This is a genomic window from Duganella hordei (genome assembly GCF_040369125.1).
GTDB lineage: Bacteria > Pseudomonadota > Gammaproteobacteria > Burkholderiales > Burkholderiaceae_D > Rugamonas > Rugamonas hordei.
Genome location: NZ_BPWI01000001.1, coordinates 334,400 through 346,960, shown reverse-complemented (window position 1 = coordinate 346,960; position 12,561 = coordinate 334,400). Strand labels below are relative to the sequence as shown.

Genomic DNA, 12,561 nt, shown 5'->3' with positions numbered 1-12,561 from the left:
CCTTAGCACACGTCCACCCACTGCCCTTGCGTGACAGACGCCATCAACGCCGGAGTGATGCGCACGGCACTGTTGACCGAGCCTGCGGCGGGCAGCACTTCATCAAAATTATTCAGCGAATGATCGAGGTAGACCGGCAGCGCTTGCGCCAGGCCGAACGGGCAGACGCCGCCCACCGGATGACCGGTCGCTTCGGCGACTTCCTCGGGCGCCAGCATCTTGCCCTTGCCGAAGGCTTGCTTGAACTTGCGGTTGTCGATGCGGGCGATGCCGCTGGCCACCAGCAGGATCACGCGGCCTTCGCCGACGCGGAACGCCAAGGTCTTGGCGATGCGGCCGGGTTCAACGCCATGCGCTTCAGCCGCCAGCGCCACCGTGGCGGTGCTGACGTCGAGCTCCATGATGGGCGGATGAAGATCGCGGGAGAGAAAGAATTCGCGTACCGATTGCAGGCTCATAAAAAAAATGCTGGACAGTTTGAACTGTCCAGCAGTGTAGCAGAGCGGCGAACGCTCTTTTAGTTATTCAGCAGCAGGTTGGCGATGATGCCGGTGGCAATGGCGACCAGCACGTAATCGCCGCCGGTCTGCACCCAATGGTAGCCGCGTGGAGGCGCGTTCAGATGATGGCCGCGCCAGTCGTCGACCACGTATTGATGGCCGCGATATTCATTCGGCAGACGGCCGCCCTTGCGCAGGTCATGGCGCGGTCCGGCGCCGCGATTCGGGCCGCGGTCGTCGTAATGGTAGTCGGCGCGGTCGTTGCGGCGTTCGTCGCTGCGATCATAGCGATTGTCGTTGCGATTGTCGTGACGATCATCCTTCTTCATCTGCCCAGGCGCGTCGCGGCGGCCGTTGTCGTGACGGTCCTGCGCGGATGCGGAGCCGATGCCGGCAACGCTTGCAGCCAATATGGCGGCGATAATCATATTCTTGTTCATTTCAGCTCCCTTGGGTTGCGCTTCGATGATCCAATATACTGCGCCGGTCGCCATCGTTCCGTACGGTAACGTACATTGCTCAGGTCGGTGTATCGACGTCGTCCCAGTCACGGTCTTCAAAGCGCACCAGCCAGTTCAGCGCCAGGTGGCGCTCCTGCAGCACGCCATCGTTGAGACCTGCCGGAGCCGGGGTCTTTTTCAGTATCGCCTGGCGCGTGGCCCAATGCAGCCGGTAGTGCAGATCCAGCGCGTCCAGCAGCTCGCCGGCCGGACGCATGGCCAGCTGCTTGCGCAAGCCGTCGGTCCCGCGCTCGATGACGGTGCGCGAAATCGCTGCCACGTCGCAGATCGCGTCGGCGAACGGCAGCGCATCCTGCAGGCCCAATACCCATTGCAGCACCAGGATGGCCTCGTAGCGCCACAGGAATTGGGCGGTCTCCTGCTCGCTGGGTTCTTCCTGCGCGAGATAGGCGCGCTCCGCGTCGGTCAGGCCGGCGAATGCGGGCGGAAAGCGTTCTTGCAGATCATCGACAGCGATAGGCCGGCCGCCAGCCAGCGATTCCGCGCGGATCGCAACCACGAACAGGGCCAGCATACGGCGCAGTACATCCTCCGGCGCACGCAGGCGCAGTTCCGGCTCGGAGACCAGCGGCGGCAACGTGGCCGGCACCATGATCTTGTACGCGGCGAGCAGCTCGTCGGAACGCGCCTTGCGCCGCCAGGCCTGCGGCGGGTACGGCACGACGGCCTTCGGGTCGCCGTTGTCGCCAGCGGCGGGGAGCAGGATGCGCCCCTGCGGATCGCGCACGCTGCCGTCTTCCATGAACACGACGGCGTTTGCCGCTTCCGCCCATGCACCGAAGCTGTCCATGGCGCCGGGCTCGATGGACAGGCTGACATGCTGCTGCACCCGCTGAAGATGGCGGATCACGTGGTACCGCAGCTGCGTCATCTGGCCTTGGCCAGCTTGCGCAAGGTGGTTCATGAAACCGTTGAGATGCGGCGGCAATTCGGGATCGGACAGGCCGCGCCGGGCATTGAGCACATGCGGGAAGCCGGGCTTGGGAACGTCGGCGACCGTGCAGTAGGCGTTGATCAGGATGTGGTTGCTGGTATCTTTTGGGAAGAACAGTTGCTTGATTCGGTTGAGCATAAATTATTCGATGTTTAACGCATGTCCAGCGCGCGGGCGCGGCGCGGCGGTGGAAACGCACGGTCCAGCGCCGCCAGGTCCTCCGCCGAGAGGCGGATATCGGCGGCGGCGCGATTAGCGCGCAAGTGTACAGGATCGACGGCCTTGGGGATGGCGATCACGCCATCCTGATGCAGCACCCAGGCCAGCGCGATCTGTGCCGGCGTCACGCCGTGCGCGTCGGCGACGGTCCGCAGGCCGGGATTGCCCAGCAGCGCGGCCTGATCGCGGCCGTTCGATTCCAGCGGCGAATAAGCCATCAACGGCATGCCCTGCTGGCGACACCACGGCAGCAGGTCGAATTCGATGCCGCGCTTGATCAGGTTGTACAGCACCTGGTCGGTGGCGACGGTGCCGCAATCGACGGCGTCGCGCATGCTCTCCAGGTCGAAGTTGCTGACGCCGTACTCCTTGATCTTGCCGGCTTTCTTGAGCGCCTCGAAGCCGTCAAAGGTTTCGTCGATGGCGTAGTGTCCCTGCCAGTGCAGCAGGTACAGGTCGATGCAATCGACCTTCAGGCGGCGCAGGCTGCGCTCGCACGCCGCCTGCGTGCCTTCGAAATCGGCGTTGTGCGGGTAGACCTTGCTGACCAGGTAGACCTCGTCGCGCCGGCCGGCGATGGCCTCGCCCACCACCTCCTCCGCCCCGCCCTCGCCGTACATCTCGGCGGTATCGATCAGCGTCATGCCGAGATCGAGGCCGAGCTGCAGGGCCCGGACTTCATCGTGCTTGCGGGCGCTCTGTTCGCCCATGGCCCAGGTGCCCTGCCCCAGCACGGGAACCTGCCGCCCCGAAGGGAAACTTATCGTCTTCATTGCCGCCTCCGATAGATCAGTGGCCCTGGCCTCCGCCCAGATAGGCTGCGATCACCTTCGGATCGGTTTTCAGGCTTTCGGCAGGACCGTGAACCGAGATACTACCGTTTTCCAGCACGTAGCCATAGTCCGCCACGTTCAGCGCGGCGGCGGCGAACTGCTCCACCAGCAGCATCGTCACGCCCTCCGACTTCAGGCGCTGGATGATGCGGAACACTTCCTCCACCAGGATCGGCGCCAGGCCCATCGACGGCTCGTCCAGCAGCACCACTTCCGGATTGAGCATGACGGCGCGCGCCATCGCCAGCATCTGCTGCTCGCCGCCGGACAGGGTGCCGGCCAGCTGCGTGCGGCGCTCCTTCAGCCGCGGGAACAGTTCCAGCGCCTGTTCCAGGTCGTGCTTGATGTCGCCCTTGGGCCGTGCGCGCGTGAAGCGCGGAAAGGCGCCCAGCAGCAGGTTGTCGGCGACCGTCATCGAGGCGAACACGCGCCGCCCTTCCGGCGAATGCGCCAGGCCGGCGCGGGCGATCTTGTGCGAGTCGTGGCCCGTGATGTCCTTGCCGTCCAGCGTGACCTTGCCGCCCTTCGGTTTGAGCATGCCGGAGATGGCGCGCATGGTGGTGGTCTTGCCGGCGCCGTTGGAGCCGATCAGCGTCACCAGCTTGCCCTTCGGGACCTCCAGCGAGATGCCGTGCAGGACTTCGACTTTGCCGTACGACGCTTGCAGATTGGTGATCGATAGCATGTGCTGTCCTTTTTAATGCGCCGCCGGCGCCTTGGTGCCGCCATGTTCTTCGCTGCTGCCGCCCAGGTAGGCCTCGATCACCTTCGGATCGCTCTGCACGGCCGACGGCACGCCTTCGGCGATCTTCTGGCCGAAGTCCAGCACCGTCACCGTGTCGGACAAGGCCATCACCACGTCCATGTGGTGCTCGATCAGGATGATGGTGATGCCGTGGTCGCGGATCTTGCGGATGATCGCCATCAGCTCCTTGATGTCCGGCGCGGTCAGGCCGGCCGCCGGCTCGTCGAGCAGCAGCAGGCGCGGACTGAGGCCCAGCGCGCGGCCGATCTCCAGCAGGCGCTGCTTGCCGTAAGGGAGATTGCGCGCTTCCTCGTCGGCCATCGCCGACAGGCCGACAAACTCCAGGATGCTGGCGGCACGCTCGCGCGCGGCCTTCTCCTCGCGCTTGTAGCGCGGCGTCTGCAGCATCACGTCCAGCACGTTCGATTCGAAGGTGTTGTGCAGGCCGACCAGCACGTTCTCGGTGGCCGTCATCTCGCCGAACAGCTGCACGTTCTGGAAGGTGCGCGCCACGCCGCCCAACGCGATCTCGGACGGCGTGCGGCCGGAGATCACCGCGCCGCTGAACGACACCTTGCCGTCGGTCGGTTTGTAGATCCCCGTCAGCACATTCATCATCGTGCTCTTGCCCGAGCCGTTGGGGCCGATCAGGCCGTGCACCGATCCCTGCACGACGTTCAGGTTGACCTGGTTGAGCGCCTTCAGGCCGCCGAACTGCATCAGGATCTGGTCGACGCTGAGCAGCGTGTCGCCGGCGTTGCCGCCCTTGGCGCGCGCGAACGGCTCGACGCCGCTGGCCGCCACCGCCTTCGCATGCACGGCACCCTTGCCGACAAGGCTGAACAGGAAGCCGACGATGCCGTCCTGCAGGTAGTAGACCACGAACAGCGTCATCAAACCGAACACGGTCAGGCGCCAGTCGACGATGTTTTCCAGCTTGTACGAGAAGGCGGCCATGCCGATGGTGGCGATCAGCGGCACGATCACGTCGCGCGGCGTCGAACGCTTCTTGGCCAGCATGTAGGCCGAGCCGACCACGCCCAGCACGGCGGCGGCGGTGGCGATCTGGCGGAACAGTTCGATGTCGGCCAGCAGGCTTGGAAGCATGACCACGATCAGCGCGCCGATCAGCGAACCGGAACGGGTCTTGCGGCCGCCCATGATCACCGCCAGCAGGAACAGGATGGTCAGCTCGAAGTTGTAGGTGTTGGGCGAGATGTACTCTTCCGAATACGCATACAGGCTGCCCGCCAGGCCGGCAAAGCCGGCGCTGATGATGAAGGCGTACACCTTGTAGCGGTAGACCGACACGCCCATGCAGTCGGAGGCGATCGGGCTGTCGCGCAGCGCTTCGAAGGCGCGCCCCAGGTTGGACTTCAGGATCCGGTGCACCACGATCAGCGACAGCACCATCAACGCGGCCACCATGTAGTAGTAACTGACCTCATTGAGCTTCTGGCCGACGATCATCGGCTTGGCGATCTTGATGCCCATCGGGCCTTCGGTGAGGAAGGTCATCTCGTTGATCAGGATCTGGATGATGGTGCCGAAGGCCAGCGTGACCATCGCCAGGTAGGGACCGGTGACGCGCAAGGCCGGCAGCGCGAGGATGGCGCCAAACACCGCCGCCCCCAGCACGCTGGCCGGGATGGCGATCCAGAACGGCGCGCCCAGCTTGAACACCAGCACGCCGGTGGCGTAGGAGCCGATGCCGAACAGGCCGGCGTGGCCCAGCGACACCTGCCCGGTGTAGCCGACCACGATGTCCAGCCCGAACAGCAGGATGGCGTAGATCAGGATCGTTTCAAACAGGTGGATGTAATACGGATTGGGGATCAGCACCGGATACAGCACCAGCACCGCCAGTCCCGCTATGCTCGCAGCCAGGAGTTTCTTGTTCATGGGTCAGACCTTTTTGATGGCGGCTTTGCCGAACAGGCCGGACGGCTTGACGGCCAGTACCAGCAGGAGCAGCAGCAATCCCGGCACTTCCTTGTAGCCGGTCGAGATGTAGTAGCCTGTGGTGGTCTCGGCGATGCCCAGTATCAGCCCGCCGACGATGGCGCCCACGCCAGACGTCAGGCCGCCGATGATGGCCACCGCGAACGCCTTCAGGCCCAGCGAGGCGCCCATGGTGGCGCCGGTCAGCGTCAGCGGCGCCACCAGCACGCCGGCAAACGCCGCCACCGCCGACGACAGCGCGTACGAGAAGGTGATCACCATGCCGGTGTTGATGCCCATCAGGCCGGCCGCGTCGCGGTCGTTGGCGGTGGCCACCACGGCCTTGCCGTAGATCGATTTGCGGTTGAAGATCTCCACCGCCGCCATGATGGCCAGCGCGCCCACCACCACCGCCACCTGCATCGGCTGCACGTTGGCGCCCAGCACCTGGAACGGCGTCGAACTCAAAGGCGAAGGGAAAGTCAGGTCGTCCTTGCCCCAGATGTTCTCGGCCACGTTCTTGAAGATGATGGCCAGCGCGATGGTCGACATGATCCAGCCGAATTCGGACTTGATCTTGATCGCGGGCCGCACGCCTATCCATTCGACGAACATGCCCTGCAGCGCGCCGAACACGATCACCAGCGGTATCATCAGCAGGTAGCTCATGTAAGGCCCGCCGTGGATATTGCCGACCAGGCTAAGCCCGACCAGCGCCCCCAGCATCAGCGATTCGCCCTGGCCGAAGTTCAGCGTGCCGGAGGTGGCGAACGTGAGCTGGTAGCCGAACGCGATCACCGCGTAGATCATGCCGAGCGCGATGCCGCTGAACGCCAGTTGCAATAAGATTTCCATGATTTCCACCACCAGTGAGGTCTACAGAAGACGGCAAGAAAATGGCCAGGCTTGACTCGTCAAGACTGGCCAGTGCAAAGACTCGCGAGCTTACTTGGCCAGGACTACTTTACCGTCCTTGACCTCGCCGAAGACGGTGATGTCCGCAGTGATCGCTTCGTGGTTATCCTTGCTGAACGGCTTGCTGTACGAGGTCACCACGCCATCGATCTTCTCGTTCAGGTTTTCCAGCGCGGCCTTGACCTTCGGGCCGTCGGTGGAACCGGCCTGCTTGATGGCGGCGGCCAGCAGGTAGATCGAGTCGTAGCCCTGCGCGGCCGACACCGGCGACGGCATGCGGTCGCCAGGCGGATGGTAGGCCTTCACGTAAGCGTCGATGAAGGCTTTGCGCTTGGGCGTGGTCGGATCCTGGATGAAGGTTTGCGGCATGCGGGTGCCGTTGCCGTTCTTGCCGGCGTTGTCGATGAAGTTAGCCATCGACAGCGTCCAGCTGCCGATCAGCGGCACTTTCCAGCCCAGCTTTTCCATGCCGTTGGCGATCTGCGCCAGCTCGGGGCCGATACCGTAGGTCAGCACCACTTCCGCGCCGGCCTGCTTGGCTTTCAGCAGCTGGGCGGTCATGTCGACGTCCTTCAGGTTGTACTTCTCGACGGCGACCGCTTTCAGGCCTTTCTTGTCGAGCGCTTTTTCCAGGTCTTCGCGACCCAACTGGCCGTAGTTGGTGGAGTCGGCCAGGATCGCGACCTTCTTGAATTTGCGGCTCTCGACCGCCTCGTGCACGATCATGCCCGACTGGATGGTGTCGTTGGCGGCGTTGCGGAAGATGTAGTTCTCCGGCTGGTCGGCGAACTGCTTGGTGACGATGGAGCCGGTGGCCACATTGTTCATGACCGGGATCTTGGCTTCCTGGTAGAAGCGCTGCGAGGCCAGCGCGACGCCGGTGTTGATGTAGCCGACGGTGGCGGCGACCTTCTCTTTATTGATCAGTTCCTGGGCGATCTGCACGCCGCGTTCGTTCTTGGCTTCGTCGTCGCGTTCGACCAGCTGGATCTGGCGGCCCAGCACGCCGCCCTTGGCGTTGATCTCCGCCACGGCCAGCTTGACGCCGTCGCGCATCGACACGCCCATCGGCGCGGAACCGCCGGTGAACGGACCGGCCACGCCGATCTTGATGGGATCGGCCGCCATGGAGGAAGCCGAGATACCGAAAGCTACACTTGCAACGAGCAATTTCAACTTGAAGTTCATCTGTCATCTCCTGTATTACAACATTTTTTTAATAGTCGTTACGTTGGAAACTCAGCCGGATAGCCATCCCATCGATGGGCCATTGTAGGTGACTACATCGACAGCAGCAACAGATAGATATGCCGCGTCGCAGCAAGGCGCAAAGCCCTGCCGCGTGTAAGCAAACAGTAAGAATTCAGTGGATTTTTCGGGAACGTTTACATACCCGGAGTTACACGGCTGCTGCCGCGTTGCGCCAGCGCGCGATTGGCGAAGCGCATCTGGGTTTCGGACAGCGCCTCGTTGCGGTCGAAGCCCATCGAGCCGTCGCGCAGGCCGATGGCCATCGCCATCACCGCGTCAGGATACTCCAGGTCGGCGGCCTTTTCTATCAGATGGCGCGCGGCCTGCTCGTCGCGCTTGACGCCGTCCCCGCTCAGATACAGCTTGGCCAGCGCGAACATCGCCGCCGGCATCTGGCGATCGGCCGCGAACTGCAGCCAGCGCGCGGCGGCCCTGGCGTCGCGCGCCACGGCCATGCCGTTCTTGTACATCAAGCCCAGGTAGTAGGCCGCCAGCGGATCGCCCGCCTTGGCGGCGCCGCTGAACAGGGAGAACGCCTTCGGCAGGTTGACGGCCACGCCCTCGCCGCCGCGCAGGTACAAGCGCGCCTCGTCGACCGGCCCGGCGTGAGCCATTCCGACCGAAACGAACAACATCGATACCGCCGCCATTTTCCGCATGAGCTTCATGCGCCCTCCATTCATATCGACAAATCGATGGCGTACAGGGCAAAGCCCTTGCCGCCGCCATCGTCCGTTTTAACCTGGAAGACCGACTTCAAGCCGGCCTCCTTCGCCAATTCCATCATGCCGGGGGCCGAGTGAAATACCACGGCGCCCCTGGTCGCCACCGGAGCGAACCGCCAGCTGCGCGTGGAGCCGTTGCGCGCCCGGGTGAGATTTTTCTGCCGCTGGATATACGCGATCAGCACGTCGCGACTGGAATCGGGCGCCGCCAGCACGGTCTTGCCGCCATCCAGGCCGGGGAAACCTCCGCCGCCGCTGGCGCGGTAGTTATTGGTCGCCACCAGGAACTCCTGCGACGGCGACAACGCCGCACCTTTATAGTGCAAGTCGACGACGCGCTGGCCCACAGGCTTGGTGACGTCGATCTGGTAGGAGACGTCGGCGCTGGTCAGCATGTCGAAGTTGAAGCCGGCAAAGGCGGCGTTGACCAGCTCCTGCTGCGCGCCGCTGGCCGGGTCGATGCGGTTGAAGCGCTCGGCCGATTTTTCCAGCCAGGCCTTGAGCCCGGCGCCGTTCAGCTTGACCGCATGCAGCGCGTTCGGATACAGATACAGGTCGGCGGCGTTGTTGAGCGCCAGGCCGCCAGGCTTGACGTCGGTGTAGTCGCCCACGCCGCCGGCGCCGGTCTTGAACGGCGACGCCATCGACAGCACCGGCAGGCCGGCGTACTGCGGCAGGTTGGCCTTGACGTAGTCCTGCACATAGGCCGTCTGCGCCTGGTTCACCAGTTCGATGGCGCTGATGTCGCCGGCGTCGGCGAAGTACGTCGTCATGCGGAAGTCGCTGGTGCCGACCGGCGTTTGCACGTAGCGGATGGTGGCCTCGTGCTCGGCGGCGACCAGCGCGGCGATGGCGGGATCGGCGGCCACGTAGCTGCGGTCGGGATTTTGCGTACCACGCGCCTCCACCGTGGTGCGGCGCTTGTCCACCACCCAGGCCTTGCCGTCGTATGTCAGGCGCAGGCCGATCACACCCAGGTGCTTGCCCCACAGGCTGGCCATCACCGCCGGCACGCCGTGCACCGTGCCCGCCGCCTTGTCGACGCCCGGCAGGTTGAATTCAGGCAGCTTGCTGGCCGCGTTGGGGAACTGCTGGTGCGAGTGGCCGATCAGCATCGCGTCCACGCCCGGCACTTGCGACAGGTAGTAATTGGCGTCGTCCATCCGGGCAGAGTATGGCGCACCATCAAGACCTCCGTGTGACACGGCCACCACCAGGTCGGCACCCTCGGCGCGCATCTGCGGGATGTATTTTTGCGCCGTCTCGCGCACGCCCTCGGCGTAGACCTTGCCGTCCAGCCAGCGCTTGTCCCACGACAGCACGGCCGGCGGCGCGAAGCCGATGATGCCGACCTTGATCGTGGCGGTCAGCGGCTTGCCGTCTGGACCGGTGGCGCCGATCCGGCGCGTGAGGATGCGGTAAGGCTGGAACAGCGGCTGCCGGGTCCTGGCGCTGTAGATATTCGCCAGCACGATGGGGAACGCCGGCCCGGCGCAACGCGGCGCGTCGGCTGGCACGCCGTCCACGTCGAAATGGCTGCCGGTCACCTGGTTCAGGTAGGCCAGGCCGTAGTTGAATTCATGGTTGCCGATGCCGGCGCCGTCGAAGCGCAGCAGGTTCATGGCCTTGTAGATCGCCAAGGGCTGGCCGCAATCGACCGGCTTGACCAGCGCCTGGTAGTCGGCCAGCGCCGTGCCCTGCAGGGCGTCGCCGTTGTCGAGCAGCAGATTGTTGGGGAATTCGGCGCGCGCCTGCTTGATCAGCGTCGCGGTGCGCTCCAGGCCCATGGCCGGATCGGCCTTGAGCTTGTAGTAATCATAACTCAGCACGGTCGCGTGCAGGTCGGTCGTTTCCAGCAGCGCCAGCGTGGCCTCGGTCCCGACGGGCGTCGTACCGCCCTGCGGCAGGCTGGAACAGCCGAGCAGCATGATGGGCAACACGAGATACGCTGGACGCATGAATGATCTATGAATAAAGTTGCAATTTTCTGGGCAACGGGCACTGCGCCACATCATACGCAGCGTGTTTCCTTGAATCAAGTCACTTAAGTCTTGAGCACGATATTTTAAACTTTCCGTGGCAAATTAGGCAGTATTTTGCGGTTGCAGCACAGCGCTGGGAGACCGTAGCCGGTTACGGTATAATCTAAGGTTTGAATTCAGCATAGAAAAGAAGAAAACCATGGAAGCCGAACGCATCAACGCCCTCTCCGCCCTGCTCGCCGATCTGACCTCGCGCGAAGCCGAACTACGGAGGTATCTTTGACTTCGATAAAAAGTCAGAGAAACTCGAACAAGTAAACGAAGAACTGGAAGACCCGACGGTCTGGAACGACCCGAAGAAGGCCCAGGACCTCGGTAAAGAGAAAAAATCGCTCGAAGCCATCGTCTTCGCGCTGACCAAGGCCGACACCGACCTCAAAGACATGGGCGACCTGTTCGCCATGGCCAAGGAAGAAGGCGACGACGACACGCTCGAAGCGCTGATCGTTGACGCGGAAGAAGTCCGCAAAGTCATCGAAGGCATGGAGTTCCGCCGGATGTTCAACAATCCGATGGACCCGAACAACTGCTTCATCGACATCCAGGCCGGCGCCGGCGGCACCGAGGCCCAGGACTGGGCGTCGATGCTGCTGCGTCAATACCTGCGCTATGCTGAACGCAAAGGCTTCAAGGTCGAAGTAATGGAACAGTCCGACGGCGAGGTGGCCGGCATCAAGACCGCCACCATCAAGGTCGAAGGCGACTACGCCTATGGCTACCTGCGCACCGAGACCGGCGTGCACCGCCTGGTGCGCAAGTCTCCGTTCGACTCGGCCAACGGCCGCCACACTTCGTTCACGTCGCTGTTCGTGTACCCGGAAGTGGATGACTCGATCGACATCGAGATCAACCCGGCCGACCTGCGCATCGATACCTACCGCGCGTCCGGCGCCGGTGGTCAGCACATTAACAAGACCGACTCCGCGGTGCGTCTGACGCACGGCCCGTCCGGCATCGTCGTGCAGTGCCAGAACGACCGCTCGCAGCACCGCAACAAGGCCGAGGCGATGGAAATGCTGAAGGCCAAGCTGTACGAGATGGAACTGCGCAAGCGCATGAGCGAGCAGCAGAAGCTGGAAGACTCGAAGACCGACGTCGGCTGGGGCCACCAGATCCGTTCTTACGTGCTGGACCAGTCCCGCATCAAGGACCTGCGCACCAACTTCGAAACCGGCAATACCAAGGGCGTGCTGGACGGCGACCTGGACGACTTCATCTCCGCATCGCTCAAGCAAGGCGTATAACCAATGACTTCTCAATCGCAGCGCGCGTTCATCTTCGACATGGACGGCACCATCGTCGACAACATGGCCTTCCACACCAAATCGTGGCTGGCCTTTTTCGAACGTCGCGGCCACGTGCTGGACGCGGACGAATTCTTCCGCGCCACGGCCGGCCGCCAGGGCCATGAAATCATGAGCACCTACTTCGGCAAGCCGATGACCAAGGAAGAAAGCGCCGCGCTCGATTTCGAGAAGGAATCGCTGTACCGCGAGCTGTACGCGCCGCACCTGGCGACGGTCAACGGCTTCGAAGACTTCATCGCCCGCGCCAAGAACGCCGGCGTCAAGCTGGCCGTGGCAACCGCCGCGCCCAACGAAAACATCGACTTCACGCTCGATGGCCTGGACCTGCGCAAGGAGTTCCACGCCATCGCCGGCGCCGCCGACGTCGCACGCGGCAAGCCCAATCCGGACGTGTTCCTGCTGGCCGCCGAACGCACCGGCGCCCTGCCCGTCAACAGCATCGTGTTCGAAGACGCGCCCCTGGGCGTGGAAGCGGCGCGCCGCGCCGGCATGCGCGCGGTGGTGCTGACCACCACCCTGCCGGCCGAAGCGTTTGCCGAATTCGACAACGTGATCGCCATGGCGCGCGACTTCAGCGAGCTGGATGTCGAAGAGCTCTTCGCCTCCGTCACCAACTAATCATCACCTC

Annotated in this window: 12 protein-coding genes; 2 read left to right on the top strand and 10 right to left on the bottom strand. The window is 63.7% G+C overall.

Features of this window, described 5'->3' with window-relative positions; all coding sequences use genetic code 11:
* Nucleotides 1–2: 2 nt before the first annotated feature.
* The 10 genes from ABWW33_RS01460 to ABWW33_RS01415 form a co-directional block, all read right to left on the bottom strand.
* Nucleotides 3–458, bottom strand: a complete 456-nt coding sequence (locus tag ABWW33_RS01460) for a YbaK/EbsC family protein (protein ID WP_176650445.1) — start codon at nucleotides 456–458, stop codon at nucleotides 3–5.
* A gap of 59 nt (nucleotides 459–517) precedes the next feature.
* Nucleotides 518–940, bottom strand: a complete 423-nt coding sequence (locus ABWW33_RS01455) for an RcnB family protein (RefSeq protein ID WP_353398095.1) — start codon at nucleotides 938–940, stop codon at nucleotides 518–520.
* Between the two features lie 79 nt (nucleotides 941–1,019).
* Nucleotides 1,020–2,093, bottom strand: a complete 1,074-nt coding sequence (locus tag ABWW33_RS01450; RefSeq protein WP_353398092.1) for a DUF4272 domain-containing protein — start codon at nucleotides 2,091–2,093, stop codon at nucleotides 1,020–1,022.
* 14 nt (nucleotides 2,094–2,107) lie between these two features.
* Nucleotides 2,108–2,947, bottom strand: coding sequence for an aldo/keto reductase (locus ABWW33_RS01445; RefSeq protein ID WP_353398090.1), 840 nt, complete (start codon nucleotides 2,945–2,947; stop codon nucleotides 2,108–2,110).
* A 16-nt stretch (nucleotides 2,948–2,963) separates the two neighbouring features.
* Nucleotides 2,964–3,692, bottom strand: a complete 729-nt coding sequence (locus ABWW33_RS01440) for an ABC transporter ATP-binding protein (protein WP_353398087.1) — start codon at nucleotides 3,690–3,692, stop codon at nucleotides 2,964–2,966.
* Between the two features lie 12 nt (nucleotides 3,693–3,704).
* A complete protein-coding gene (locus tag ABWW33_RS01435; RefSeq protein ID WP_353398084.1) occupies nucleotides 3,705–5,654 on the bottom strand; it encodes a branched-chain amino acid ABC transporter ATP-binding protein/permease in 1,950 nt (649 codons plus the stop codon).
* 3 nt (nucleotides 5,655–5,657) lie between these two features.
* A complete protein-coding gene (locus ABWW33_RS01430; protein WP_176650439.1) occupies nucleotides 5,658–6,548 on the bottom strand; it encodes a branched-chain amino acid ABC transporter permease in 891 nt (296 codons plus the stop codon).
* A 90-nt stretch (nucleotides 6,549–6,638) separates the two neighbouring features.
* Nucleotides 6,639–7,796: an ABC transporter substrate-binding protein gene (locus ABWW33_RS01425; protein ID WP_176650438.1), complete on the bottom strand. Its 1,158-nt coding sequence runs from the start codon at nucleotides 7,794–7,796 to the stop codon at nucleotides 6,639–6,641.
* A gap of 197 nt (nucleotides 7,797–7,993) precedes the next feature.
* On the bottom strand, nucleotides 7,994–8,527 hold the full coding sequence (locus ABWW33_RS01420) for a tetratricopeptide repeat protein (RefSeq protein ID WP_353398079.1): 534 nt from the start codon (nucleotides 8,525–8,527) through the stop codon (nucleotides 7,994–7,996).
* An 11-nt stretch (nucleotides 8,528–8,538) separates the two neighbouring features.
* Entirely contained in the window at nucleotides 8,539–10,512 is a 1,974-nt protein-coding gene (locus ABWW33_RS01415; protein ID WP_353399204.1) for a bifunctional 2',3'-cyclic-nucleotide 2'-phosphodiesterase/3'-nucleotidase, read from the bottom strand.
* Between the two features lie 253 nt (nucleotides 10,513–10,765).
* On the opposite strand from ABWW33_RS01415, the gene prfB reads away from it, so the two are divergent.
* Both prfB and ABWW33_RS01405 read left to right on the top strand, forming a co-directional pair.
* A protein-coding gene (prfB, locus tag ABWW33_RS01410) for a peptide chain release factor 2 (RefSeq protein WP_176650434.1) occupies nucleotides 10,766–11,870 on the top strand; the annotation gives its coding sequence in 2 pieces (ribosomal slippage) (nucleotides 10,766–10,846 and nucleotides 10,848–11,870; 1,104 coding nt in all).
* A gap of 3 nt (nucleotides 11,871–11,873) precedes the next feature.
* Complete coding sequence (locus tag ABWW33_RS01405; RefSeq protein WP_353398076.1) at nucleotides 11,874–12,551, top strand: HAD family hydrolase; 678 nt, start codon at nucleotides 11,874–11,876, stop codon at nucleotides 12,549–12,551.
* The last annotated feature ends 10 nt before the right edge of the window (nucleotides 12,552–12,561 follow it).